A 22,820-nucleotide genomic window follows, 5' to 3' on the forward strand; every position below is an offset into this window, starting at 1 on the left:
TGCACGCTAATGAATGCGCCCTGCCAGCGCGGTTTTCAACACCGCGCTGGCATGCAATGCACCCAGCACGAATATTGATTCTATGGTCGCCAGTGCGAGTTCCACCGACACGTCGTTGGCAATGCTGGCCAGCCCCAGCACGTGGATGCGCAAGCGCTCCCCGGCGGCCTGCAACTGCTCCAGGTCCTGCCGGCTGTAGTGCTGCATACCGAGCACCAGGCTCTTGCGTGCTACGGTCTGCTTTACCACGTCGGCATGCTGCGCCAGCTGATTGCGGATCGCGGTGCGGATCAGATCGGTGCGGTTGGCGTAAAACCCCTCCTGCACCAGCAAATCGATCTGCCCAAGGTCGATCGGCCCCAGGTTGATCGTGATCTTTTCCGAATCGCTTGCTTTCAATCTCAGTTCTTGCGTTGCCATAGTCTCCTGTTCCTTCCAGTTGGCATCTCAGCGCCATCCACATGGATGGTAGTATAGGACTGAAAGCGCTGATTGCAAGCGCGGTTTTGCCGAGTGGAGTATGGTTGAGGGGTGTTCTCATAGGTAAAACCATGGCAAAAATAATTGGACTCGACCACGTGCAAGTGGCCATCCCGGTTGGCGCGGAAGACATCGCGCGTGAATTTTATGGCAACGTCTTGGGCATGCAGGAGCTGGAAAAGCCGGCCAACCTGGCCGTGCGCGGCGGTTGCTGGTTCGCTTCCGGCGGACAGCAAATCCACATCGGCGGCGAAAGCGGCTTCCTGCCGGCCAAAAAAGCCCATCCCGCGCTGCTGGTCGACGACCTGGCCGGCTACTTGGCGGAATTGCGGCAGCGCGGCCTGGATGCCGGCTTCGACGAACCGGTGCCCGGCGCTGTGCGCGCCACCATCTTCGACCCCTTCGGCAACCGGATTGAGCTGGTGGAACGCCTGGCGCGGTAAAATGCGCCATTCTTCCTGTAAAACTGCGCCATGAGCACTGAACATCCCCCCGGCACGCCCGAACTGGCCTCGCCGGTGCCATCCCCTTGCGTCAGCCTGTGCAAAATGAACCGCGACACCGGTTTCTGCGAAGGCTGCATGCGCACCATCGACGAAATCGTCCAGTGGTCGCGTGCCGACGACGATTTCAAGCGCACCGTGTGGGCCGAAATCCGCCGCCGCGAGCAGCTGATCGATTTTGAATAGACGTAACGATGAAAGCATTACCCGTAGTGTTACCGGACAATGTCCACGTTTTCGAGCGCGGCTGGCTCTCGTCCAACAACGTGCTCATGCTGGGCCGCCATGAGGCCACGCTGGTAGACAGCGGCTACCTGATCCACGCGCCGCAAACGCTGGACCTGGTGCGCCATGCCCTCAAGGGCCGCCGCCTGGACCGTATCGTCAACACCCATCTGCACTCGGACCACTGCGGCGGCAACGCCACCCTGCAGGCGCACTACGGCAGCGAAACCCTGGTGCCGGTGTCCGAGCTGGACAATGTGCGCCACTGGGACGAGGACAAGCTCAGCTTCAAGGCCACCGGCCAGCAATGCCAGCGCTTCAGCGCGGACGGCGTGCTCACCCCGGGCGACAAGCTCACCATGGCCGACATGGAATGGCAGGTGATGGGCGCGCCGGGCCACGACGCGCACTCGCTCTTGCTGTACTGCCCGCAGGAGGCCATCCTGATCTCTGCCGACGCGCTGTGGCAGAACGGCTTTGGCGTGATCTTCCCCGAGCTGGACGGCGAGTCCGGCTTCATCGAGGAACGCGCCACCCTGGACCTGATCGCCTCGCTGGACGTGCGCGTGGTGATCCCCGGCCACGGCGCCGTGTTCACCGACGTGGCGGCGGCGCTGAAACGCGCCCGCACCCGCCTGGACTTCCTGTCCGGCAATCCGGTGCGCAATGCCGAGTACGCGGTGAAAGTGCTGCTCAAGTTCCTGCTGCTGGAGCGCCAGCGCATGGCGCTGGCCGACGTGCCGGCCCTGTTCGCGTCGCTGCCCATCATCCAGGCCGCCTCCAGGCGCTACCTGGACAAGACGCCGGAAGAAACGGCCGAGTGGACCATCAAGCAGCTGGTGCGTGCCTGCAGCGCCCGCGTTGAGAGTGGGTACTTACTCAACGACGGTTGAAATTTGCAGCACGATCGTACTTTTTTCGATTTATAATGGTTTGACCGTTTTCAACCATTCCACTCGGAGTTCGACATGGCCCTGCCACCCGTGCTGCAAAACCTGACCCTTCCCGTCATCGCGTCGCCGATGTTCATCGCCAGCGGCCCGAAGCTGGTGGCGGCGCAGTGCAAGGCTGGCATCGTCGGCTCCTTCCCGGCGCTGAACGCGCGTCCGGCCGAGCTGCTGGACACCTGGCTGACCGATCTGCAAGCCGAGCTGGCCGCGTTCCAGGCCGCCCATCCGGACAAGCGCGTCGGCCCCATCGCCGTCAACCAGATCGTGCACCAGTCGAACGACCGCCTGGCGCATGACGTGGAAGTGTGCGTGAAGCACCAGGTGCCCATCATCATCTCCTCGCTGCGCGCGCCGCCCAAGGAAATGATGGATGCCATCCACAGCTACGGCGGCATTGTGCTGCACGACGTGGTGTCCATCCGCCACGCGCAGAAAGCGCTGGAAGCCGGCGTGGACGGCCTGATCCTGGTGGCCAGCGGCGCCGGCGGCCATGCCGGTACCCTGTCGCCGTTCGCGCTGGTGGGCGAAGTGCGCAAGTTCTTCAAGGGCCCGATCGCGCTGTCCGGCGCCATCGCCACCGGCGACGCCATCCTGGCCGCGCTAGCCATGGGCGCGGACTTCGCCTACATCGGCTCGCGCTGGCTGGCCACGCAGGAGTCCAACGTCACCGACGAGTACCGCGACGCCATCGTGGAATCGGCCGCGTCGGACATCGTCTACACCAATCTCTTCACCGGCGTGCACGGCAACTATCTGAAGAAATCCATCGTCAACGCCGGCCTGGACCCGGACGCGCTGCCGGAATCGGACAAGAGCAAGATGAGCTTCGGCTCCGGCAGCGCCAAAGCCTGGCGCGACATCTGGGGCGCCGGCCAGGGCGTGGGCCTGATGGACGACGTGCCCACCGTGGCCGAGATGATGGAACGCCTGAAGGCCGAATACGCGGCCGCCCGCGCGCGCCTCAGCCTGTAAGCCGGCTTCCAGCCCCGCACAACGCCAACCCATGCGGTTGGCGTTGTCGTTTCTGGCCGAAACACCTGTTGTCGGGTTAAAGTCGGGTGGATTTCGTCACCGACAGGGCGGATCACGATGAATACTCAAGGTTCACAAGCACCGGAGCGCATGAATGATACTCAAGCAACTACGTCTTAGCCGCAATTTATCCCAGGAGCAGTTGGCTCAGATGTCCGGCCTGAACGTCCGGACCATCCAGCGGATCGAGAGCGGCCACAAGGCCAGTGTCGAGTCTCTGAAATGCCTGGCTGCGGTGCTCGAAGTGGAGATATCAACGTTGAACCAGGAGAAATTCGTGATCGACAAACATACACATAACTGGGAAAGCCTGCCGTTCTGGCTCAAGTGCTGTTTCACCTTGAACCTGCTCGTGGTGCAGCCTGCCAGGACGCCTGCCCGCAGGATCGAGATCGTTTCCCACATGAGCGGCTTCCTGTTTTGCCTGCTCGGTGTCTGGAGCGAGGCCGCGCTGGCCGGCGGCCTGCTCATGCTGGCCAACGCCTACCTGTTCCGCCTGCTGATATGGCAGGGCGACAAGCTCGGCATCTGGTACGACCAGCCCGAAACCGCTGCGCACTGAGTGCGCGCCTGAGGAAGTGCAGGCAATTCGCAGTCAGGCAACCTGCGCCAGCTTGATCAGCTCTGCCTCGGTGCCTTTGATGAAGATCTTGGGCTGCTCCAGCACCGCGCGCAGGGTGGCGTCGGCGGTGCGCCATAGCCGGCCGAATTCCTCGGCGGTGTGGAAAACCGGGCGGACTTCGCGGCCCAGCTCGCCGGTCAACGCGGCCAGCGCCTGGCGCAGTCCGGCTTGCGGCGCTTGCGGCGCGATCACCAGCAAATCGATGCCGCTGCCGGCGTGCACGGTGCCCGCCACCGCGTCGCCGTGGAGGAAGGCGGCGTCCAGCTGCGGCAGCTGGGCCTGCAGCGCGGCCCGGATCAGGTCGCCCGCACCGAAGGTTTTCACGACAATGCTGTGCAGTTCCTCGAAGATGGTGGCGTCGCGGTCGACCTGGTAGTGCTTCTGGTTGCCGGCGCGCCAGCTGTGCACCAGGCCGGATTCTTCCAGGCTGGCCAGCTCGCGCTGCACGGCGCCGGAACCGCACGCGGCCAGGGCGATGATCTCGTTGGCGTAAAAGGAACGGTGGGGCTGGCCATAGAGCACGGCCAGCACGCGCTGCTGCGTCTTGGTGAATAGTACGTCGGCGAAGATACCCATATTGGGTATCTTAGTTCGCCCGGGCGGGAACGTCTAGGCGTTCAGGTCCTCGGTGTTGATGGCCCACAGCCCCGGCAGGTTGCGCCAGTAGCCGTAGGCGTCCATGCCGTAGCCCACCACGAAGCGGTTCGGGATGGTGATGCCAACGATGTCCGCCGTCACCGGCTTGACCTTGCCGATGGCCTTGTCGCAGAACACGGCCAGAATCACTTCGGATGCGCCCATGTCCAGCAGGCGCTGCTTCACATGCGCCAGGGTCTCGCCTTCGTCCAGGATGTCGTCCAGCACGATCACGGTGCGGCCCACCACGTTGGAGCGCGGAATCACTTTCCACACCACGGCGCCGCCCTTGTCCTCGTCGCCATAGCGGCTCACGTGGATATAGTCGAATTCGAGCGGGAAGGTCAGCTGCGGCAGCAGGTTGCCCGTGAACACCACGGCGCCGCCCATCACGCCCAGCACCAGCGGGAATTCCTGGTTTTCCGGGTGGTCAAAGCGGTCGTTCAGCTCGCCCGCCATGCGGGTAACGGCGGTCTGCACGGCTTGTTGGTCGAAAATTTCTTCTGCGTTTTTCAGCAGGTCGCGGGCGCGGTTGTGGTGAAAGTCTTGCATGATTTCGTCTTATTCTGACAGCTGTAGGAATGGTCTTTATTATCCGCCATATCCCGCGCGCCCGCTCCGGCGTTGGTTTCGCGCTACAGATGTCAGGAATAGTCGCGTACGTCGTCGATCACTTTGCCATCGTTCGGCAAACTGCCCCTAACCGCAAAAGCCACTTCGCCCCGCAGCTTGGTCAGGTCGCGAATAGTTTCTATGATGGAATTAGCCTGTACAGCGCCGGGATTGTCGACTTCGCAATGCAAGGTCATTACGTCGTTGGCCATTTTGCCCGACACCACCAGCCGCGCCTTCAGGATTTCCGGGTGGCGGCGCGCGATCTCGTTCACCTGCGACGGGTGCACGAACATGGCGCGCACCTTGGTGGTTTGGTCGGCGCGGCCCATCCAGCCGCGGATGCGGAGGTTGGTGCGGCCGCAGGGCGAGGGCGGCGCGTCGGTCAGGATGGCCGACAGGTCGCCGGTGGCGAAGCGGATCAGCGGATAGTCGGGATTGAACAGCGTTACCAGCACTTCGCCCACTTCGCCGGGCGGCACCGGCTCGCCGCTGCCGGGGCGGACGATCTCCAGCAGCACGTCCTCGTCCAGCACCATGCCGGGATGGACCGTGCCGCCGCTGCGGGTTTCGTAGGCGATGCTGCCGATGTCGGCCGAGGCGTAGGTTTGCAGCACGTGCGGCACGCCGTTCTCGGCGAACCAGCGCCGCAGCGATTCGGGCAGCGCCTCGGCGCCCATCATGGCCTGCTTCACGCTGCTGATGTCGGCGCCCATTTCGCGCGCCTTTTCGATAATGAGCTTGAGGAAGGACGGCGTGCCGATATAGGTGTCCGGCCTGAGCGATTCCATGGCTTGCACCTGCATCTCGGTCTGGCCGCTGCCGGCCGGGATCACCGCGCAGCCGATGCGGGCAGCGCCGCCTTCCACCATGAAGGCGGCCGGCGTGAAGTGGTAGGCGAAGCAGTTCTGCAGCAGGCCGCCGGCGCGCACGCCGGCCGCGTACATGGGCCGCGAAAAGCGCCACCAGTCGGCGCCGCGTCCTTCGGGGTCGAAGATGGGGCCGGGCGACATGAACACGCGCCCCAGCTGGCCCAGCGGCGTGGCGTTCAGGCCGCCGAAGGGCTTGATCTGCTGCTGCAGCGCCTTCAGTTCGGACTTGCGCGTGACCGGCAGCGCCGCCAGCGCGGCGCGGCTGTTGATGCTGTTGGCGTCCACGCCGGCCAGGATGCGGCTCCAGCCCGGCGCGCTTTGCGCGCGCGCGATCAGGCCGGGCAGGCGTCCCAGCAATTCGCGTTCGCGCTGCTCGGGCGCGCGGGTTTCCAGGCTGTCCAGGGTGTCGCTCAGGGTCTCGTTCATCACGACGCTTCTCCGATTTCGCGCTGCAGTTTCTTGGTCAGTTTGCCAAAGATGATTTCATGGGAGCGTTTCAGCAGCTGGGCCGCTTCGGCGTCGCTCACCGCTTTCAGGTCCGTGATCTTGACCCACTTGGCGCGCGCCAGGTAAGGCGCGGCGATGATGCCGGGGCGGTCGGTCAGCTCCAGGAAGCGGTCGTCGTCCACCTTGAAGCTGATGCCGTCGGCCGCCTCGCTGCCAGTGACCGCGAACATTTTCTGGCCCACCGAGAACACCAGGTTGCTGCCCCATTTGACGTCTTCCGTGGCGCCGGGCAGGGCGCGGCACACTGCTTTCGCCTTCTCGATATTCATGCCCGCCTCAGGCCAGCCAGCGCTTGCGGCGGCGGTAGAATTTCATGTCGCGGAAGCTCTTGCGGCCGGCGCCGGACATGCCGAGGTAGAACTCCTTCACGTCCTCATTGTTGGCCAACTCGCTCGCTTCGCCTTCCATCACCACGCGGCCGTTCTCCAGGATGTAGCCGAAGTCCGCATAGCGCAGGGCCACGTTGGTGTTTTGCTCGGCCAGCAGGAAGGATACGTTCTCCTTGTGGTTCAAGTCCTTCACGATGCCGAAGATTTCGTCGACGATCTGCGGCGCGATGCCCATCGACGGCTCATCGAGCAGTATCATGGAAGGCTTGGCCATCAGTGCACGGCCTATCGCGCACATCTGCTGCTCGCCTCCTGATGTGTAGCCGGCCTGGCTGGCGCGGCGCTCTTTCAGGCGCGGGAAATAGTGGTACACCTTGTCCAGCGATTCCTTCAGTTCGGCGCGGCTCAGGCTGCGCGTGTAGGCGCCGGTCAGCAGGTTTTCCTCGATGGTGAGGTGGCCGAAGCAGTGGCGGCCTTCCATCACTTGCGACAGCCCGCGCTTCACCAGCTCGTTCGGCGTGAGCTGGTCCACCCGTTCGCCCTTGAACTGGACTTCGCCTTTCGTGACGTCGCCCCGTTCACCGCGCAGCAGGGTGGAGACGGTCTTGAGCGTGGTCGACTTGCCCGCCCCGTTGGCGCCCAGCAGCGCCACGATCTTCCCTTGCGGGACTTGCAGCGAAACGCCTTTCAGCACGAGGATCACGTGGTCGTAAATCACCTCGATGTTGTTCACCGAGAGGTAGGGCGGCGGAGCGGTGGCGGTAGCGGTATCCATATCGGCTTCTCATTCAGGTTGTATGGCGGGCAGGGCGGGTAGGGCGGGTTAGCGCGGAGCGCGTAACCCGCCGCAGCAGCGCCGGCTACTTCGCGCAGGCCGGCGTAATGCCTTTCTCGGCCGCGTACTTGGCGGACGATTCCTCCACCAGCTTGCGGGTCAGCGCCTTGTCGCCCACCACCCAGTTCGGCGTGATGGCGATCCACTTCTTGCCGTCCCACTGCTGCACCTTCACCGCGCCCGAGCCTTCGTGGTCGTCGCAGCTGGTCTTCACCGGCGGGAACATGCCCAGTGCGCCCAACGCCTTCTGGCGCGCTTCGTCGATGTTCAGGTTCTCCAGGCCCCAGCGGATCTGGTCGCCCGTCATCACCTTGCCCTTGCCGAATTTCTCCTGCGCGGTGCGGATCGCTTCGCCGTACAGCACGCCGGCTGTCACGCCGCGCATGTGGTACACGGAACCGATGCGGTTCTGGTCGGCCAGGTTGCCCTTGCCGCCTGCGTAGACCTTCTTGCGCAGTTCATCGAGCAGCGGGTAGTTGCCGGGAGTGTTGAAGGTCATCGAGGTATAGCCCTTGGCGGCGTCGCCGGAGGCGATGGTGTCCTCTTCCGAGCCGGCCCACCACACGCCCAGCATCTTCTCGCGCGGGAAGCCGTTGCGCTGCGCGGTCTTGATGGCCACCGAGTTCATCACGCCCCAGCCCCACAGGATCACATGGTCCGGGTTGGCCTGGCGGATCTGCAGCCACTGCGACTGCTGCTCGCTGCCCGGCGGCGCCACAGCGATCTTGATCAGCTCAAAGCCGTGCTGCTTGGCCAGTTCTTCCAGCACCGGCAAGGGTTCCTTGCCGAAGGCCGAGTCGTGGTACAGGTGCACGATCTTCTTGCCCTTCAGCTTGGCCATGCCGCCGTTCTTGTCGCCCAGGTATTTGATCATGGCGGCGGCCTGGTTCCAGTAGCTGGTAATCAGCGGGAACACATAGGGGAAGACCTTGCCGTTGGCGGCGTCCGAGCGGCCGTAGCCCAGGGTGGTCATGGGCACCTTGTCCTTGGCCACGCGGTCCAGGATGCCGTAGGCGATGCCGGTCGACAGCGGTTCCACCAGCGTGGCGCCGCCGTTCTTGGTCTTCATGCGCTCGTAGCATTCGATGCCGCGCGAGGGGTTGTATTCGGTCTCGCACTCTTCCCACGCGATCTTGGTGCCGTTGATGCCGCCGTTGGCGTTCACCAGGTTGAAGTAGTCGATGATGCCGCCGTAGAAGCCCGAGCCGCCCGCAGCGTAAGGGCCGACGCGGTAGGAAGGCAGTGCGATGAACTGTTCGGACTGGGCGTAAGCACCCCCCACGGATGCCAGCAGCGTAGCGCCTATCACCAGGGATTTGATCGATTTCATGGTTGTCTCCTTCGTTGTTGTAGGTTGCGCTCAGTGCGGGAAAGGCCACAGGCGCAATTTCTCTTTACCGATTTGCCACAGACGCGCTAGACCGTGGGGTTCCACGATCAGGAAAAAGATGATGAGGGCGCCAAACACCATCAACTCCAGATTCGATGCCACGCTGGTGGGCAGCCCCAGGCCGTGCGCCAGGATGTTCAGGAACACCGGCAGCAGCACGATGAAAGCCGCACCGAGGAATGAGCCCAGTATCGAGCCCACTCCGCCGATGATGATCATGAACAGGATGCGGAACGACAGGTCCAGGTTGTACGCTTCCGGTTCCACCGTGCCGAGGTAGGCGAAGGCGTACAGCGCGCCGGCCACGCCGCAGTAGAAGGAGCTGACGGCGAAGGCCATCAGCTTGGTGCGCAGCGGGCGGAAGCCGATCACTTCGGCCGCCACGTCCATGTCGCGGATCGCCATCCAGGAGCGGCCGACGTTGGAGCGCACCATGTTCTTGGCCAGCAGCGCCATCACGGAGACCACCAGCAGCACCAGCAGATATTTGCGGGCCGGGGTGTCGAAGGCATAGCCCAGGATTTCCATTTTCTGCGCGGTGATCACGCCGGACGAGCTGTAGTTCGTCAGCCAGCCTATCTTGGTGAGGCACCACACCACGAAGAACTGGGTGGCCAGGGTGGAGGCGGCCAGGTAGAAGCCGCGGATGCGCAGCGAAGGCAGGCCGAAGGCGATGCCCACCATGGCTGCGCACAGCCCGCCCAGCACGAAGGCCAGCAGCACCGGGATGCCGGGAATGCGCAGGATGAAGTTGTAGGAAGCGAAGGCGCCCACCGCCATGAAGGCGGCGGTGCCCAGCGACAGCTGGCCCGCGTAGCCGGTGAGGATGTTGAGCCCCAGCGCGGCCAGCGCGAAGATCAGGAAGGGGATCATGATGGCCGACAGCATATAGGGGGAGGCCAGCAGCGGCAGTGCCAGCACCGCCACCGCTATGGTGGCGATGACGGCGACGCGGTCCTGGCGGATCGGGAAGATCTGGCCGTCGGCGACGTAGCTGGTCTTGAATTGTCCTGCTTCACGGTAGAACATGGTGGCTTCCTCTCAAATCCTGCGGATGATTTTTTCGCCGAACAGGCCTTCGGGCCGCACCAGCAGGAACAGCAGGGCCAGCACGTAAGGGAACCAGCCCTCGATGCCGCCGCCCACCATGGGGCCGATGTAGACTTCCGCCAGCTTTTCGGAGGCGCCGATGATCAGGCCGCCGACGATCGCGCCCGGCACCGAGGTGAAGCCGCCCAGGATCAGCACCGGCAGCGCCTTCAGCGCTATGAAGGTCAGCGCGAACTGCACACCATTGCGCGCGCCCCACAGCAGGCCCGCCACCAGCGCCACCATGCCCGCCACCGCCCACAGGATGCCCCAGATGCGCTGCAGCGGAATGCCCACCGCCAGCGCGGCCTGGTGGTCGTCGGCTACGGCGCGCAGCGCGCGGCCCACCTTGGTCCGCGAGAACACCAGCGACAGGATCAGCACCATCACGCCGCACACCATGGCCGCCGTCACGTCGAACTGCGAAACGATGATGTTGAACTTATCCATCAGGAACTGCAGCGGCACGTCCTCGATGGGCAGCTCCAGGCGGTGCACCTGCGAGCCCCACATCAGCTGCGCCAGGCCCTCGATGAAGAAGGCCAGGCCGATAGTGGCCATGAACAGCGTGATCTCCGGCTGGTTCACCAGCGGCCGCAGCACCACGCGCTCGATGGCCAGGCCGAGGAGGATCATGGCCACCACGGTGGCCGGTATCGCCAGCCACAGCGAAAAGCCGAATTTGTCCATCAGGCCGACGCAGGTCAGGGCGGCGAAGAACACCATGGCGCCCTGCGCGAAATTGAACACGCCGGACGCCTTGTAGATCAGCACGAAGCCGATCGCCACCAGCGCATACATCACGCCGGACAGCAGGCCGCCGATCAGCACTTCAAAGAAAAAACTGATGTTCATGTGGCGCCCCTTAATGCGTGCCGAGATAAGCGTTGATCACGTCCTGGTTGCTGCGCACTTCGTCCGGCGTGCCGTCGCCGATCTTTTTGCCGTAGTCCAGCACCACCACGCGGTCCGAGATATCCATCACCACGCCCATGTCGTGCTCGATCAGCACGATGGTGGTGCCGAACTGGTCGTTCACGTCGAGGATGAAACGGCACATGTCCTGCTTTTCTTCCACGTTCATGCCGGCCATCGGCTCGTCCAGCAGCAGGATTTCCGGCTCGGCCGCCAGCGCCCGGCCCAGCTCTACGCGCTTTTGCAGGCCGTAGGGCAGGCGGCCCACCGGCGTCTTGCGGATGGCCTGGATTTCGAGGAAGTCGATGATCTCCTCGGCCTTCACGCGGTGCGCAATTTCCTCGCGCCGCGCCGGGCCCCAGTACAGGGCCTGCATCAGGAAGTTGGATTTCATCTTGAGGTTACGGCCGGTCATGATGTTGTCCAACACCGTCATGCCCTTGAACAGCGCGATGTTCTGGAAGGTGCGCGCGATGCCGGACTTGGCGGCCGCGTAGCAGTCCATGCCTTTGCGTTGCTGGCCCTTGTGGATGATGGCCCCCTGCTGCGGGCGGTACACGCCGTTGATCACGTTCAGCATCGAGCTTTTGCCGGCGCCGTTGGGGCCGATGATGGCGCGGATCTCGTGCTGGCGCACGTCGAAGGAAATGTCGGTGAGCGCTTTCACGCCGCCGAAGGACAGCGAGATGTTCTTCAGGTCCAGGATCACGGGGCCGATGCGGCGCGTGGCGCGCAGCAGCGCGTCGGGTTCGTTCATTTGCATGGAAGTCTCCTCGATCACGCGGCTTTACCCACGACCGGGTAAGTTTTGCTGTCCTGGATGCGCAGGTCGGCGGCTGCCGTGCCCACGCGGCCGTCCTCGAATTTCACCTGCGTCTCGATGTATTGCGATGGCTTGCCGCTGTACAGCGCGTCGATCAGCACCGCGTATTTCTCGGCCACGAACTTGCGGCGCACCTTGCGGGTGCGGGTCAGTTCGTCGTCGTCCGGGTCCAGCTCCTTGTGCAGCACCAGGAAGCGCGAGATCTGCGTATTGCCCATCAGCGCCTCGGAGGCCAGGTCGGCGTTGACCTTCTCGATGCACTCCCGCACCAGCTCATAGGTCTGCGGCAGGCCGGCCAGGTCGGTGTAGCCCGAGTAGGCGATGCCGCGCCGTTCGGCCCAGTTACCCACCGCCTCGATGTCGATGTTGATGAAGGCGCACACCTGGTCGCGCTCATGCCCGAAAGCCACCGCTTCCTTGATGAAGGGGAAGAACTTCAGCTTGTTCTCGATGTAGTTCGGCGCGAAGATGGTGCCGCACTTCATCTTGCCCACGTCGGCCGCGCGGTCAATGATCTTCAGGTGGCCTTCGCTGTCGAACACGCCCGCGTCGCCGGTGTGGAAGTAGCCTTGCTCGTCCACCGCTTCCGCCGTGGCGTCGGGGCGCTTGTAGTAGCAGTGCATGGTGGAGGCGGACTTGACCAGCACCTCGCCGTTGGCCGCCAGCTTCACTTCCACGCCCGGCGCGGGCAGGCCCACGCTGTCGAACTTGATGTTGCGGTCCGGCTGCAGGCAGATGTAGGCGCAGGTTTCGGTGGAACCGTAGAACTGCTTCAGGTTCACCCCGATCGAGCGGTAAAAGCGGAACAGGTCCGGGCCGATGGCGGCGCCGGCCGTGTAAGCCACGCGCACGCGGGACATGCCCAGCACGTTCTTCAGCGGGCCGTAGACGAAGAAGCGGCCCAGCGCATACTTGATGCGGTCGCCCGCGGGCACCGGCTTGCCATCCAGGATGTCGGCGCCGCTGCGGCGCGCCACGTCCATGAAGTAATGGAACATGCGCTGCTTGATGGCGCCGGCGTCCTCCATCCGTATCATCACCGTGGTCAGCATGTTCTCGAACACGCGCGGCGGGGCGAAGTAGAAGGTGGGGCCGATCTCGCGCATGTCGGTCATCACCGTGTCGCCCGATTCCGGGCAGTTCACGGTAAAGCCGGCCACCATGGCCTGCGCCACCGAGAACAGGCAGTCGCCCACCCAGGCCATGGGCAGGTAGGACAGCACGTTTTCATCGTCGGTGAGCTTTTCAAAGGTCACGCCGCCTTCGCCCGCCTCGATGAACGCCGCGTGGGTCTGGCACACGCCTTTCGGACGGCCGGTGGTGCCGGAGGTGTACAGGATGATGGCGGTGTCGCCGGCTTTGCCGGCCTGCACGGCGGCGTCGAAAAAGCCGGGGTTGGCCTGGTCGTAGGCGCGGCCCAGCTCCTGCAGCTTGGCGAAGGAGATCAGCTCCTTGTGCGTGTAATGGCGCATGCCGCGTTCGTCGTCGTAGGCGATATGCTCGATGTGGGGATACAGTTCGGCCAGCTCGTGCAGCTTGTCGACCTGCTCCTGGTCTTCCACGATGGCGTAGCGGATTTCCGCGTTCTCCAGCACGTAGGCCATGTCGGCGGCGGGGGCGTCCTGGTACAGCGGCACCGGCACGCCGCCCAGGCATTGCGCGGCCAGCATGGACCAGTACAGGCGCGGACGGTTGTCGCCAATGATGGCCAGGTTCATGCCGCGCTGGAAGCCGAGCGACGCCAGGCCGCAGGCCAGGGCGCGTACCTCCTCGTTCACCTGGCCCCAGGTCCAGGTCTGCCAGATGCCCAAATACTTTTCGCGGAACGCCGGCTTGTGCGCTCTCACTTTCCCATGCTGCAGTAGGCGGCGGGGGAATGTCTCCAGATCTGTCTGCACCATTGTCTCCTTCATGGCTCGTGGGAGCGAGGGGTATACTATTGTCTGGTTCAGTACTTTTTTTGTGTGATGATAGTAGCTCGCGTTTTGCCAGCGCGTTGTCTTTTCGGTGACAATTCATTCATATTTTGACGTTGCTATGCAACAATGACAAACAGCCTACCTACCCTCAAGGAAGCACTGCGCTCCGCCATCTGGGCGCAGGCGCTCACGCCCGAGCAAATGGCCCGGGTAGAAGCCGACACTTACGAGACGTTCGTGCCGAAAGGCGGCTTTGTGTGCCGTAAAGGCGAAGAGGTCGACAACTGGGTGGGCATCATTGCCGGCATGGTGAAGATGAACAATTTCTCGCCGTCCGGCAAAAGTGTCACCTTCACCGGCGTGCCGCCCGGCGGCTGGTTCGGCGAAGGCTCCCTGCTGAAGAATGAACCGCGCAAATACGACGCCATGGCGCTGCGCGACAGCCGCATCGCGCGCATGCCGGCCGACACTTTTAACTGGCTGCTGGAAACGAGTCTACCGTTTACGCGCTTTTTGTTGATGCAGCTCAATGAACGGCTGGGCCAGTTCATCGGCATGGTGGAAAATGACCGCCTGCTCGACATCGACACCCGCGTGGCGCGCTGCCTGGCGGGGCTGTTCAATTCGCTGCTGTATCCCGGGATCGAAAAGCTGGTGCAGATTTCGCAGGAAGAAATCGGCCTGCTGTCGGGCGCCTCGCGCCAGCGCGCCAACCAGGCCTTGCAGGTGCTGGAAAAGCAGGGCCTGCTGCGCCTCGACTACGGCGGCATCCGCATCCTCGACCTGGAAGGCCTGCGGCGCTTCGAAACCACAGAAGTCTAGAACCAGCCCCGTCGCAGGCCGAAAGCCGCCAGCAGCAAGACCGTGCCGGCCAGCGACAGCGCCAGGGCAGGCTTGTTCGGCTGATACGGCGCGGGCTGCTGCCCGGCAATCTGCGGCTTAGGCCAGCTCAGGATGTAGGAGCCCGCCATTGCGAAGAATCCGGCGCTGGTCAGCAGTTCCTGGATACTGCCGTTGGCAATGCCGGAATACAGATCGAAGACTGCCCCGATCAATAGCAGGGTGATGCCAGCCAGGAGGAATTTTTTGGATTTGTGCATGCCGCCATATTATCATTTGCGCCATTTTCGACCTCAGAAATCGTTCGTACCCGGGCGGGAAAACGGACGGCATCACGCTGTTCTGGCCGCCGGCAGTGTTAGTGGGATAACACTGCGTTGGGAGCAGTTGGTATAAGCTGTGGGGTATCACTCACCTGTTGCAGGAGGGCATAAAATGGATACCCTGGCACGCCGGATCGGCGAAATGTTGGTACTGCGCGGCGCGGCGGCGGCCGTGGCGCGATGGGGAGTGATGCGGGTCGCCGGCGTTGCCGGCCTGGCTGCGCTGGCCGGCTATTACCTGCTGTCGCACAAGAAGGACCAGGAGCAGCCGCGCCTGCTGCCCGCGCCCGGCGCCGCCGAGCGCGCCGCAGCCTCCGGCTGGCCCGGCGAGGACCGCCGCCGCAGCCCGGACCTGGAGCCCGGGGTCACCTATCCGGGAGAGCGCCGCACGCTGCATTGAGGTCCACATCAAACCTTGCTGCGGGGTATGATAGAGCCAAGTCGACTGCATCACTTTGCTCATGCCACATTCAGATTCTTCCACCATCGCCGGCCGCCTTGCCGCATTGCGGGCGGCCATGCGCCAACAAGGGATCGACGCCTTCATGGTGCCGTCCGCCGACCCGCATCTGTCCGAATATTTGCCGCAGCACTGGCAGGGCCGCGAGTGGCTGTCGGGCTTCACGGGCTCGGTGGGCACCTTCATCATCACCGCCGGCTTCGCCGGCGTATGGACCGATGGCCGCTACTGGACCCAGGCTGAAACCGAACTGGCCGGCAGCACCGTGCAGCTGATGAAAATAGCGTCCGGCGCCAGCGTGCAGTATGTGGACTGGCTGGCCGAACACATGCAGCCTGGCCAGACCGTGGCGGTCGACGGCGCCGTGCTTGGCCTGGCCGTGGCGCGGCTGCTGGAACAGGCGCTATCGGCGAAAAACGTCGCGCTGCGCACGGACCGCGACCTGCTCGACCAGATCTGGCAGGACCGCCCCAGCCTGCCGGCTGCGGAAGTGTATGAATTGCTGCCGCCCTACGCCACCAGGCCCCGCGCCGACAAGCTGGCCGCGCTGCGCGCCGCCATCTCCCAGCTGGGCGCGCGCCGGCATGTGATCTCCACGCTGGACGACATTGCCTGGCTGTTCAACCTGCGCGGCGCGGACGTGAATTACAACCCGGTTTTCCTGGCACACGCCCTCATCGACCCGGTACGCGCCACACTGTTCGTGGCCGACGGCAAGGTGCCGCCCGCGCTGCAGGCCGTGCTGAAGGAGCAGGGCGTCGACCTGGCCCCCTACCGCGGCTTCGGCGCCGCGCTGGCCGCGCTGCCGGCGGACGGCGCCGTGCTGCTGGACCCGCGCCGTGTCACCTACGGCACGCGCCAGGCGCTGCCGGCTGGCGTGAAGGTGGTGGAGTCGGTCAACCCGACCACGCTGGCCAAGTCCAGGAAGGACGAAGCCGAAGCCGCGCACGTGCGCGCCACCATGGAACAGGACGGCGCAGCGCTGTGCGAGTTCTTCTGCTGGCTGGAGCAGGCCCTGGCCGACCCGCAGCGCGCGCCGCTGACCGAAGTGGCCATCAACACCCACATCACGGCCGCCCGCGCGCGCCGGCCGCATTTCGTCAGCCCCAGCTTCGGCACCATCGCCGGTTTCCGGTCCAACGGCGCCATCATGCACTACCGGGCAAGCGAGGCCAGCCACGCCGTGATCGAGGGCGACGGCCTGCTGCTGATCGACTCCGGCGGCCAGTACCTGGGCGGCACCACCGACATCACGCGCGTGGTGCCCGTGGGCACCATCACCGCCGAGCACAAGCGCGATTTCACCCTCGTATTGAAGGGCATGATTGCGCTGTCCGCCACCCGCTTCCCGAAAGGCACCCGGTCGCCCATGCTGGACGCCATCGCCCGCGCGCCGATCTGGGCGGCCGGCATTGATTTCGGCCACGGCACCGGCCACGGCGTGGGCTTCTTCCTGAACGTGCACGAAGGTCCGCAGTCGATCTCGCCGTCCGCCATGCCGGAGCCGCACACGGCCATGGAAGCGGGCATGATCACCTCCATCGAGCCCGGCATCTACCGGCCCGGCCGCTGGGGCATCCGCATCGAGAACCTGGTCCTGAACCAGCCCGTGGAGGGCAGCGCCTCCGGGGGGGAGTTCGGCGAGTTCCTGCGCTTTGAAACCCTGACCCTGTGCCCTATCGACACGCGCTGCCTGGACCTGGCGCTGCTGCGCGAGGACGAGCGCGCCTGGCTCAACGATTATCACGCCACGGTGCGCCAGCGCCTGGCCCCGCACCTGGCCGGCGACGCGCTGGCCTGGCTGCACACCCGCACGGAGGCAGTATGAGTTCGGCCCGTTCCACCCGTGCCAGCAACGCGCTCGACCGTTTGAAAGAGCGCAGCGGCAACAAGCTATACACCATGTCCCGCACCGGCAGCGGCCATTTCTTCCTCACCGCCGGGCCCGGCCAGCCGCCGCTGTGCCCGCCGATGGAACTGGACGAGTTCGTCGCCTTCGTCAACGCGCAGGGGCCGCAGCAAGTGCGCCGCGTGAGCAAGCTGGACGTGGCGTTCGAAAAACAGCTGACTAAAAAAACACCCGAAAAATAACCTGGGGACAGCCATGCCTTCCAACGCGTTAATCGATGCTTACTGGTCCGCCAGCGAACTGGCCACCAATGGCATCGTGCTGCTGAACATCCTTGGCGCCTTATTGCTGGGCCTGCTTGTCGGCTACGAGCGCTCCTACCACGGCCGGGCGGCCGGCATGCGCACTTACGGGCTGGTGTGCATGGCTTCATGCGCGCTGACGGTGATTTCCGGCTACCCGTCCTTCTGGTACGGCGGCCACATGGCGCACGCCGGCAGCATCATCGGCACCGACCCCACGCGCGTGATCCAGGGCATCGTCACCGGCATCGGCTTCCTGGGCGCGGGCGTCATCATGCGCGAAGGCTTCAACATCAGCGGGCTGACCACGGCCGCCTCGATCTGGGCCTCGTCGGCCATCGGCGTGATGATAGGCGTGGGTTTCTACCTGGGCGCCATGGGGCTGGCCTTCCTGTGTTCCATGTCGATGATCTACCTGTCCAAGCTGGAGGCCTGGCTGCCGTCGCGCCACGCGGTGGCGCTCACCATGCGCTTCAAGGCGGGCTATGTGCCGAACGAGGCCGCGCTGCGCGAGATTGCGCTCAAGCGCGGCTACGAGATCGCCGGCGGATCGATGATGATCGCCAGCGACAAGGGCATGCAGGAATGGCGCTTCGTCGCCATCGCGCTGAGCAAGCGCTCGGGCGCGTCGATGTCGGAACTGGCGGCGGAGATGGCGCTGTTCGACGGCCTGGAAGGCTTCCAGGTTTCCCACGCGCGCAATTGAGGATTACTTATGCTTCTCGCTACAGCACAAGACGTACTGGATTTCTGGTTTCTGCCGATCGGCGTGAAGGGCCACAACACGCAGCGCCCCGAATGGTTCCGCAAGGATGCCGCGTTCGACGCGCAGATCCGCGCTCAGTTCGGCGACCTGGTCGGCCAGGCTTTGCACGGCGGCCTGCGGCATTGGGACGACGAGGGCACGCAGGGCACGCTGGCGCGCATCGTGGTGCTGGACCAGTTCACGCGCAATATCTACCGCGACACCCCGCAGGCCTTCGCCGGCGACGCGCTGGCACTGGAGGCGGCGCTGGCGCTGGACAATTCCGGCGCCAACCAGACCTTGCCGCCGGTGCAGCGCGTGTTTGCCTACCTGCCCTTTGAGCATGCGGAAAACCTGTCCATGCAGCTGCGCTCGATGGACTTGTTCGACAAGCTGCGCGCCACGGCCGCCGGCTTCGAGAGCACCTTCGATTACGCCAGGCGGCACCACGACATCATCCGCCGCTTCGGCCGCTTCCCGCACCGTAACGCCATCCTGGGCCGCGCCTCCACGGCGGAGGAGGCCGAGTTCCTCAAGCAGCCGGGATCGGGTTTCTGATGCTGCGGCTGAGTGTCATCGGCGGTGGCCACGTGGGCCGCGCGCTGGGCCGCCTGTTTGCGCGCGCCGCCGCGCCGTTCGCGCTGCAGGACGTGCTGGCGCGTTCGCCCGCATCGGCGCAGCGCGCGGTGCACTTCATCGGCGCCGGCACGGCGGCCGGCGGCTACGGCGCGCTGCGCCCGGCCGATGTCTACATGCTATCGGTGGGCGACGACCAGATCGTTGCCGCCTGCGCCGCGCTGGCGGCGGCGGTGCCGCTGCAGGGCGCCATCGTTTTCCATTGCAGCGGCGCGCTCGCTTCCGACCGCCTGCAGGCCGCGCGCGACGCCGGCGCGCACGTGGCCAGCGTCCACCCCATCCGCAGCTTTGCCGACCCCGAGGCCGTGGCTGCCGCATTCTCCGGCACGTTTTGCGGCATCGAAGGCGACCCGCAGGCGCTGGCCGTACTGGAGCCGGCGCTGCTGGCCATCGGCGCGCGGCCGGTGGCCATCGACGCCGCCGCCAAGACGGTCTACCACGCCGCCGCCGTGTTTGCGAGCAATTACCTCACCACCGTGCTGGACGCCGCCCTTCGCGCCTACCAGGCCGCCGGCATCCCCGAAGCCACCGCGCGCGAACTGGCGCAGCCGCTGGTGACCGAAACCGTGGCCAATGTATTCCGGCTCGGCGCGGCGTCGGCGCTGAGCGGTCCGATCGCGCGCGGCGACATGGCCACGGTGGCGCGCCAGCAGTTGGCAGTCTCGCAATGGGACGCGCCCACGGGCGAGCTTTACCAGGCCCTGGTGGCGCCAACTGTGAACTTGGCGCGCCGAAAGCACAACAAATAGAGAGAGTTGCTCCTCTACACTTCCGATTTCCTTGTAAAACCTCCGCAGAAGCAATAAGCTTAATTACTGGAAAACAAGAGCATGCCGGCCCCATTGGCGCGGCGGCGAAAGTGATAGGGGCAAGACCATGTTATTTCTGAAAAGTACGTCCGTAACCAAGGCGCCTGGCATCTACGAAGTGGATATCGCCGCCAAGCCGCCGGGCAAGACCTACGGTGTCTACCTGGCCACGGACCCGGACAATCCGCCGGCCGACGTGCTGGCGGCGCTGGCTGCAGCGGGTTTCCAGAACACCCACAGTTCCGGCTATACCCACAAGGACCGCGGCAAGGTCCTGGACCTGCATTTCCAGAAAGATGGCACCGACCTGTTCAAAGGCTGGAAGCCTGAGGAAAACGAAGCCAACATGGCGCAGATCACCAAGATCTTCGCCGATGCCGGCATCGCCATCGCGCCGCGCGTCATGTCGCTGGCCGAAGCCTACGCTTAAGCGTTCCCGCAGCGTCAGCGTTTCCGCAATCTCTGCAGGCTGTTCAGGCCTGCACTTCAATGTGGTACAGGGCCCAGGGGCAGGAACCGAAACGTTCCTGCACGGGCCTGCTTGCCATTTCCGCTACCTTGTCCGCGTCGTACACCGCCCACAGCGGGCCCAGGCCGCCCAGCGCCATCGGCGCGCCGTCCATCTGCGTGGCCACGATGTAGCGCTGCGCCCGCGCCTGCGCCACGGTGATGGTGGCCGCGTAGCCGTCCACCGCGCGCAGCACGATCCTGCTGCTGTCGGCCAGCGTGGCGCCGGCCGCCTTCAGCACGTCCAGCAGCAGCGGGCCGCGCAGCGCATGCACCTTGCCGTCGTATTCCAGCGTGGGCTTAATGGTGATGGCCGGCAGCGCGGACAGTTCCGCGTAGTCGAAGGCGTGGGCCTTGTCGAAGCTGAGCTTTTGCTTGTGCATCATCTGGTCGCGCACCGGCTCGAAGGGGCCGCGGTTGGGCTTGGCGACGGCGCCGGTCACGGTCAGCAGGGCAGGGCCGCGCGCCGCGGCGGCATGCGCGGGCGTGAAGGCGGGCAGGGTGGCCGCAGTGGCCAGCGTCCCGAGGAAGAGTCGTTTTTTCATGCAGGTATGATAGCGGTTATGGACCTTTTTTCCGAGCATTCCAGTGTGCTGGACGCCATCCCCATCGAAGACGGCGAGCTGTACTTCATGCCCTGCCTGCCGCTGGCGCAGGACAGCGCCGCCGTGCTGGCGCGGCTGGTGGCGGAAACCGGCTGGCGCGCCGAATCCATCACCTTGTGGGGCAAGCAGATGCTGCAGCCGCGCCTGACGGCGTGGCACGGCGAGGCGCGCTACACCTACTCCGGCATGACACTGGAACCGCAGCCGTTCACGCCGCTGCAGCTGGAAATCAAGCGCGCCGTCGAGCAGGCCAGCGGCCAGCGCTTCAACAGCGTGCTGCTCAACTACTACCGCGACGGGCAGGACAGCATGGGCTTCCACAGCGACGACGAGAAGGAGCTGGGCCGCAACCCCGTGATCGCCTCGGTCAGCTTCGGCGCGCCGCGCACCTTCATCCTCAAGCACAAGCGCCTGCCGAAGACGGTCAAGCTGGCGCTGGGCAACGGCAGCCTGCTGGTGATGGCCGGCGCCTTGCAGCACCACTGGCGGCACGGCATCAACAAGGAAAAGGCAGCCGCCGGTCCGCGTGTCAACCTCACCTTCCGCAATATCCTCGCCTGAACCCTGTCTTAAGGGCTTCTTAAGCTAAGTTCCGCCATCTTGTGGCGATCCTCTGCGTTTCAAGGGTGATTACATCTGCTCACAATTCTTACGGGATTCGGTAACCCGTAGCGGGTTTGTCAATGCTATCGTGCAGACATCGCGCTTCACAATGAACTGCGATCCCAAGCAAGTCCCTTACTTTTTGCTGAAAGATCACTAACATGAAAAAAATTCTGTTCGCACTGATTACCTCCGCTACCGCCCTGGGCGGCATCTCCGCAGCCCAGGCTGCCGAACCAGGCACCGCCTATATCGGTGCCGGCGTCGTAGCCAGCCAGCACAAGTACAACCTGTCCAACGACACCAGCAATGGCGACCGCAAGAGCGACGAGTGGTCCGGCAAGATCTACGGCGGCTACCAGATCGACAAGACCTGGGCGGTGGAAGGCGGCTATACCGATTTCGGCAGCTCCAACTACAAGTATTCCGTCGGCACCAACAATGGCGCCATCGACAGCAAATCGCATTCCTTCTATGTAGCAGGCAAGGGCAGCTACCCGATCAATGACCAGCTGTCCGCGTTCGGCAAGCTGGGCGTGGCCTACAACAAGAACGACGTGCACGGCACCGGCCTGGCCGCGCCGTACGCAGTGGGCGACAGCAACCGCACCAACCTCTACGCGTCGGTAGGCGCCGAGTATGCGATCAACCAGAAAGTGTCGCTGTCGCTCGAATACGAGCACTACGGCAAGAACGATATCGACCAGGGCCGCAAGAAAGGCGCAGTCACCCTGGGCGCGCGCTACAACTTCTAAGCTGAACGCTTAGCGTAGGTGCCGATCGAGGCCGGGCGCGACAGCGGCATCCTTGCGAAGCTTATGTCCTTGTGCCCGCCTCCCCAGCTTTAACCTTGCTTTAAAACTTGCTTCAAAACCGCTTCAAACTGTTTCCTCCAACTCTTCCCCTTTATTTCCCCTCGCAGCCCACGCGCTGCAAGGGGAAATCTTTTCCCCTTGCCTTGCCGTTCATGGTGCCCTCGATGCGCGCCTGCAACTTGTCGCCATCGCGCTTGTAGACGATGCGCTGGGGGAAGTCATGCTGGGGATTCTCGAACACCGCGCTGCTCCCTTCCAGGCTGACCAGCTTGAAGGAGGCCTCCGGCTGGCCGTTCGGCTTGGCCACGTAGGCCAGTTGGCCGTCCACTTCGCGGATCTGCAGGAATTCCCAGGCCGTGGTCTTTCCATTCTTCACCGTGCGGCTCATGCCCAGCAGGGTGCCGCCGGCGGGCGCCATCCATTGTTCGGACGAGCCCGCCTCAGCGCCGGGGGCGGCCCAGCAGCCGGACAGCCAGCCCAGCTGGCCGATGGCGTCTGCGTTGAGCGGCGCGGCGCCGGCGCTGCCGGCGATCAGCGCTGCTGCTGCTGCTGCTGCGGTTCCTGCTGCGGCGAAAGCTGTTTTCATT

Annotated in this window: 29 protein-coding genes; 15 read left to right on the forward strand and 14 right to left on the reverse strand. The window is 64.5% G+C overall.

Annotated elements, in window-relative coordinates; translation table 11 throughout:
- Positions 1-6: 6 nt before the first annotated feature.
- Positions 7-420, reverse strand: coding sequence for a hypothetical protein (locus tag ASC94_RS22075; RefSeq protein WP_056400642.1), 414 nt, complete (start codon positions 418-420; stop codon positions 7-9).
- A 131-nt stretch (positions 421-551) separates the two neighbouring features.
- Between ASC94_RS22075 and ASC94_RS22080 the strand changes: the two genes are divergently transcribed.
- From ASC94_RS22080 to ASC94_RS22095, 5 genes are all read left to right on the forward strand, one after another.
- Positions 552-923 (forward strand): VOC family protein, encoded by a 372-nt coding sequence (locus ASC94_RS22080; protein ID WP_056400644.1) that lies wholly within the window; start codon positions 552-554, stop codon positions 921-923.
- Between the two features lie 30 nt (positions 924-953).
- Positions 954-1,169 (forward strand): DUF1289 domain-containing protein, encoded by a 216-nt coding sequence (locus ASC94_RS32030; protein WP_082616745.1) that lies wholly within the window; start codon positions 954-956, stop codon positions 1,167-1,169.
- An 8-nt stretch (positions 1,170-1,177) separates the two neighbouring features.
- Entirely contained in the window at positions 1,178-2,101 is a 924-nt protein-coding gene (locus ASC94_RS22085; RefSeq protein ID WP_056400646.1) for an MBL fold metallo-hydrolase, read from the forward strand.
- 75 nt (positions 2,102-2,176) lie between these two features.
- Positions 2,177-3,130 carry a nitronate monooxygenase family protein gene (locus ASC94_RS22090; protein WP_056400650.1) on the forward strand — a complete coding sequence of 318 codons (954 nt, stop codon included), beginning with the start codon at positions 2,177-2,179 and terminating at the stop codon, positions 3,128-3,130.
- A 154-nt stretch (positions 3,131-3,284) separates the two neighbouring features.
- A complete protein-coding gene (locus tag ASC94_RS22095; protein WP_056400653.1) occupies positions 3,285-3,752 on the forward strand; it encodes a helix-turn-helix domain-containing protein in 468 nt (155 codons plus the stop codon).
- A 33-nt stretch (positions 3,753-3,785) separates the two neighbouring features.
- Here ASC94_RS22095 and ASC94_RS22100 read toward each other — a convergent pair whose 3' ends face one another.
- From ASC94_RS22100 to ASC94_RS22145, 10 genes are all read right to left on the reverse strand, one after another.
- A complete protein-coding gene (locus ASC94_RS22100; protein WP_056400656.1) occupies positions 3,786-4,388 on the reverse strand; it encodes a hypothetical protein in 603 nt (200 codons plus the stop codon).
- 33 nt (positions 4,389-4,421) lie between these two features.
- Complete coding sequence (locus ASC94_RS22105; RefSeq protein WP_056400659.1) at positions 4,422-5,000, reverse strand: hypoxanthine-guanine phosphoribosyltransferase; 579 nt, start codon at positions 4,998-5,000, stop codon at positions 4,422-4,424.
- A 92-nt stretch (positions 5,001-5,092) separates the two neighbouring features.
- The gene (locus ASC94_RS22110; RefSeq protein ID WP_056400662.1) at positions 5,093-6,358 is read right to left on the reverse strand and encodes a phenylacetate--CoA ligase family protein; all 1,266 of its coding nucleotides are present in this window, start codon (positions 6,356-6,358) and stop codon (positions 5,093-5,095) included.
- A complete protein-coding gene (locus ASC94_RS22115) occupies positions 6,358-6,708 on the reverse strand; it encodes an MmcQ/YjbR family DNA-binding protein (RefSeq protein ID WP_056400665.1) in 351 nt (116 codons plus the stop codon). Before ASC94_RS22115 ends, ASC94_RS22110 begins: the two co-directional genes overlap by 1 nt.
- A 7-nt stretch (positions 6,709-6,715) precedes the next feature.
- Positions 6,716-7,543 carry an ABC transporter ATP-binding protein gene (locus ASC94_RS22120; protein WP_056400667.1) on the reverse strand — a complete coding sequence of 276 codons (828 nt, stop codon included), beginning with the start codon at positions 7,541-7,543 and terminating at the stop codon, positions 6,716-6,718.
- A gap of 85 nt (positions 7,544-7,628) precedes the next feature.
- Positions 7,629-8,933 carry an ABC transporter substrate-binding protein gene (locus ASC94_RS22125; protein WP_056400672.1) on the reverse strand — a complete coding sequence of 435 codons (1,305 nt, stop codon included), beginning with the start codon at positions 8,931-8,933 and terminating at the stop codon, positions 7,629-7,631.
- A gap of 30 nt (positions 8,934-8,963) precedes the next feature.
- Positions 8,964-10,022, reverse strand: coding sequence for a branched-chain amino acid ABC transporter permease (locus ASC94_RS22130; RefSeq protein WP_056400674.1), 1,059 nt, complete (start codon positions 10,020-10,022; stop codon positions 8,964-8,966).
- Positions 10,023-10,034: 12 nt separating this feature from the next.
- A complete protein-coding gene (locus ASC94_RS22135) occupies positions 10,035-10,931 on the reverse strand; it encodes a branched-chain amino acid ABC transporter permease (protein ID WP_200955808.1) in 897 nt (298 codons plus the stop codon).
- 16 nt (positions 10,932-10,947) lie between these two features.
- Positions 10,948-11,760 carry an ABC transporter ATP-binding protein gene (locus ASC94_RS22140; protein ID WP_056400680.1) on the reverse strand — a complete coding sequence of 271 codons (813 nt, stop codon included), beginning with the start codon at positions 11,758-11,760 and terminating at the stop codon, positions 10,948-10,950.
- Positions 11,761-11,774: 14 nt separating this feature from the next.
- Entirely contained in the window at positions 11,775-13,721 is a 1,947-nt protein-coding gene (locus tag ASC94_RS22145) for an AMP-binding protein (protein WP_200955805.1), read from the reverse strand.
- Between the two features lie 144 nt (positions 13,722-13,865).
- Here ASC94_RS22145 and ASC94_RS22150 point away from each other — a divergent pair, with 144 nt between their 5' ends.
- On the forward strand, positions 13,866-14,561 hold the full coding sequence (locus tag ASC94_RS22150) for a Crp/Fnr family transcriptional regulator (protein ID WP_056400683.1): 696 nt from the start codon (positions 13,866-13,868) through the stop codon (positions 14,559-14,561).
- Here the strand turns inward: ASC94_RS22150 and ASC94_RS22155 are convergent.
- Positions 14,558-14,839: a hypothetical protein gene (locus tag ASC94_RS22155; RefSeq protein WP_056400686.1), complete on the reverse strand. Its 282-nt coding sequence runs from the start codon at positions 14,837-14,839 to the stop codon at positions 14,558-14,560. The genes ASC94_RS22150 and ASC94_RS22155 overlap by 4 nt on opposite strands.
- A 175-nt stretch (positions 14,840-15,014) precedes the next feature.
- Between ASC94_RS22155 and ASC94_RS22160 the strand changes: the two genes are divergently transcribed.
- From ASC94_RS22160 to ASC94_RS22190, 7 genes are all read left to right on the forward strand, one after another.
- On the forward strand, positions 15,015-15,302 hold the full coding sequence (locus ASC94_RS22160) for a hypothetical protein (protein ID WP_056400689.1): 288 nt from the start codon (positions 15,015-15,017) through the stop codon (positions 15,300-15,302).
- A gap of 61 nt (positions 15,303-15,363) precedes the next feature.
- Positions 15,364-17,190, forward strand: coding sequence for an aminopeptidase P family protein (locus ASC94_RS22165; RefSeq protein WP_056400697.1), 1,827 nt, complete (start codon positions 15,364-15,366; stop codon positions 17,188-17,190).
- Positions 17,187-17,453 carry a hypothetical protein gene (locus ASC94_RS22170; RefSeq protein ID WP_056400700.1) on the forward strand — a complete coding sequence of 89 codons (267 nt, stop codon included), beginning with the start codon at positions 17,187-17,189 and terminating at the stop codon, positions 17,451-17,453. Before ASC94_RS22165 ends, ASC94_RS22170 begins: the two co-directional genes overlap by 4 nt.
- Positions 17,454-17,466: 13 nt before the next feature.
- Positions 17,467-18,219 (forward strand): MgtC/SapB family protein, encoded by a 753-nt coding sequence (locus ASC94_RS22175; RefSeq protein WP_056400704.1) that lies wholly within the window; start codon positions 17,467-17,469, stop codon positions 18,217-18,219.
- Between the two features lie 9 nt (positions 18,220-18,228).
- Positions 18,229-18,816: a DUF924 family protein gene (locus tag ASC94_RS22180; protein WP_056400707.1), complete on the forward strand. Its 588-nt coding sequence runs from the start codon at positions 18,229-18,231 to the stop codon at positions 18,814-18,816.
- Positions 18,816-19,643, forward strand: coding sequence for a Rossmann-like and DUF2520 domain-containing protein (locus ASC94_RS22185; RefSeq protein ID WP_056400709.1), 828 nt, complete (start codon positions 18,816-18,818; stop codon positions 19,641-19,643). The genes ASC94_RS22180 and ASC94_RS22185 overlap by 1 nt, the downstream gene beginning before the upstream one ends.
- A gap of 127 nt (positions 19,644-19,770) precedes the next feature.
- Positions 19,771-20,133, forward strand: coding sequence for a hypothetical protein (locus ASC94_RS22190; protein WP_056400712.1), 363 nt, complete (start codon positions 19,771-19,773; stop codon positions 20,131-20,133).
- 43 nt (positions 20,134-20,176) lie between these two features.
- Here the strand turns inward: ASC94_RS22190 and ASC94_RS22195 are convergent, their stop codons facing one another.
- On the reverse strand, positions 20,177-20,755 hold the full coding sequence (locus tag ASC94_RS22195; protein WP_056400715.1) for a molybdopterin-dependent oxidoreductase: 579 nt from the start codon (positions 20,753-20,755) through the stop codon (positions 20,177-20,179).
- A gap of 18 nt (positions 20,756-20,773) precedes the next feature.
- On the opposite strand from ASC94_RS22195, the gene ASC94_RS22200 reads away from it, so the two are divergent.
- Both ASC94_RS22200 and ASC94_RS22205 read left to right on the forward strand, forming a co-directional pair.
- Positions 20,774-21,376, forward strand: coding sequence for an alpha-ketoglutarate-dependent dioxygenase AlkB (locus ASC94_RS22200; RefSeq protein ID WP_056400718.1), 603 nt, complete (start codon positions 20,774-20,776; stop codon positions 21,374-21,376).
- A gap of 203 nt (positions 21,377-21,579) precedes the next feature.
- Positions 21,580-22,173, forward strand: coding sequence for an outer membrane beta-barrel protein (locus ASC94_RS22205; protein WP_056400721.1), 594 nt, complete (start codon positions 21,580-21,582; stop codon positions 22,171-22,173).
- A gap of 151 nt (positions 22,174-22,324) precedes the next feature.
- Here ASC94_RS22205 and ASC94_RS22210 read toward each other — a convergent pair whose 3' ends face one another.
- A complete protein-coding gene (locus tag ASC94_RS22210; RefSeq protein ID WP_056400724.1) occupies positions 22,325-22,819 on the reverse strand; it encodes a DUF6265 family protein in 495 nt (164 codons plus the stop codon).
- Position 22,820: the final 1 nt, after the last annotated feature.

The organism is Massilia sp. Root418 (genome assembly GCF_001425265.1).
GTDB lineage: Bacteria > Pseudomonadota > Gammaproteobacteria > Burkholderiales > Burkholderiaceae_D > Rugamonas.

Coding starts and splice junctions, on each gene's coding strand:
- ASC94_RS22125 (WP_056400672.1), bottom strand. CDS start 8,933: ATGAAATCGATCAAATCCCTGGTGATAGGCGCTACGCTGCTGGCATCC.
- ASC94_RS22105 (WP_056400659.1), bottom strand. CDS start 5,000: ATGCAAGACTTTCACCACAACCGCGCCCGCGACCTGCTGAAAAACGCA.
- ASC94_RS22170 (WP_056400700.1), top strand. CDS start 17,187: ATGAGTTCGGCCCGTTCCACCCGTGCCAGCAACGCGCTCGACCGTTTG.
- ASC94_RS22095 (WP_056400653.1), top strand. CDS start 3,285: ATGATACTCAAGCAACTACGTCTTAGCCGCAATTTATCCCAGGAGCAG.
- ASC94_RS22205 (WP_056400721.1), top strand. CDS start 21,580: ATGAAAAAAATTCTGTTCGCACTGATTACCTCCGCTACCGCCCTGGGC.
- ASC94_RS22130 (WP_056400674.1), bottom strand. CDS start 10,022: ATGTTCTACCGTGAAGCAGGACAATTCAAGACCAGCTACGTCGCCGAC.
- ASC94_RS22195 (WP_056400715.1), bottom strand. CDS start 20,755: ATGAAAAAACGACTCTTCCTCGGGACGCTGGCCACTGCGGCCACCCTG.
- ASC94_RS22150 (WP_056400683.1), top strand. CDS start 13,866: ATGACAAACAGCCTACCTACCCTCAAGGAAGCACTGCGCTCCGCCATC.
- ASC94_RS22190 (WP_056400712.1), top strand. CDS start 19,771: ATGTTATTTCTGAAAAGTACGTCCGTAACCAAGGCGCCTGGCATCTAC.
- ASC94_RS22165 (WP_056400697.1), top strand. CDS start 15,364: ATGCCACATTCAGATTCTTCCACCATCGCCGGCCGCCTTGCCGCATTG.
- ASC94_RS22210 (WP_056400724.1), bottom strand. CDS start 22,819: ATGAAAACAGCTTTCGCCGCAGCAGGAACCGCAGCAGCAGCAGCAGCA.
- ASC94_RS22100 (WP_056400656.1), bottom strand. CDS start 4,388: ATGGGTATCTTCGCCGACGTACTATTCACCAAGACGCAGCAGCGCGTG.
- ASC94_RS22180 (WP_056400707.1), top strand. CDS start 18,229: ATGCTTCTCGCTACAGCACAAGACGTACTGGATTTCTGGTTTCTGCCG.
- ASC94_RS22120 (WP_056400667.1), bottom strand. CDS start 7,543: ATGGATACCGCTACCGCCACCGCTCCGCCGCCCTACCTCTCGGTGAAC.
- ASC94_RS22175 (WP_056400704.1), top strand. CDS start 17,467: ATGCCTTCCAACGCGTTAATCGATGCTTACTGGTCCGCCAGCGAACTG.
- ASC94_RS22085 (WP_056400646.1), top strand. CDS start 1,178: ATGAAAGCATTACCCGTAGTGTTACCGGACAATGTCCACGTTTTCGAG.
- ASC94_RS22110 (WP_056400662.1), bottom strand. CDS start 6,358: ATGAACGAGACCCTGAGCGACACCCTGGACAGCCTGGAAACCCGCGCG.
- ASC94_RS22080 (WP_056400644.1), top strand. CDS start 552: ATGGCAAAAATAATTGGACTCGACCACGTGCAAGTGGCCATCCCGGTT.
- ASC94_RS22200 (WP_056400718.1), top strand. CDS start 20,774: ATGGACCTTTTTTCCGAGCATTCCAGTGTGCTGGACGCCATCCCCATC.
- ASC94_RS22090 (WP_056400650.1), top strand. CDS start 2,177: ATGGCCCTGCCACCCGTGCTGCAAAACCTGACCCTTCCCGTCATCGCG.
- ASC94_RS22145 (WP_200955805.1), bottom strand. CDS start 13,721: ATGGTGCAGACAGATCTGGAGACATTCCCCCGCCGCCTACTGCAGCAT.
- ASC94_RS22075 (WP_056400642.1), bottom strand. CDS start 420: ATGGCAACGCAAGAACTGAGATTGAAAGCAAGCGATTCGGAAAAGATC.
- ASC94_RS22155 (WP_056400686.1), bottom strand. CDS start 14,839: ATGCACAAATCCAAAAAATTCCTCCTGGCTGGCATCACCCTGCTATTG.
- ASC94_RS22115 (WP_056400665.1), bottom strand. CDS start 6,708: ATGAATATCGAGAAGGCGAAAGCAGTGTGCCGCGCCCTGCCCGGCGCC.
- ASC94_RS22160 (WP_056400689.1), top strand. CDS start 15,015: ATGGATACCCTGGCACGCCGGATCGGCGAAATGTTGGTACTGCGCGGC.
- ASC94_RS22185 (WP_056400709.1), top strand. CDS start 18,816: ATGCTGCGGCTGAGTGTCATCGGCGGTGGCCACGTGGGCCGCGCGCTG.
- ASC94_RS32030 (WP_082616745.1), top strand. CDS start 954: ATGAGCACTGAACATCCCCCCGGCACGCCCGAACTGGCCTCGCCGGTG.
- ASC94_RS22140 (WP_056400680.1), bottom strand. CDS start 11,760: ATGCAAATGAACGAACCCGACGCGCTGCTGCGCGCCACGCGCCGCATC.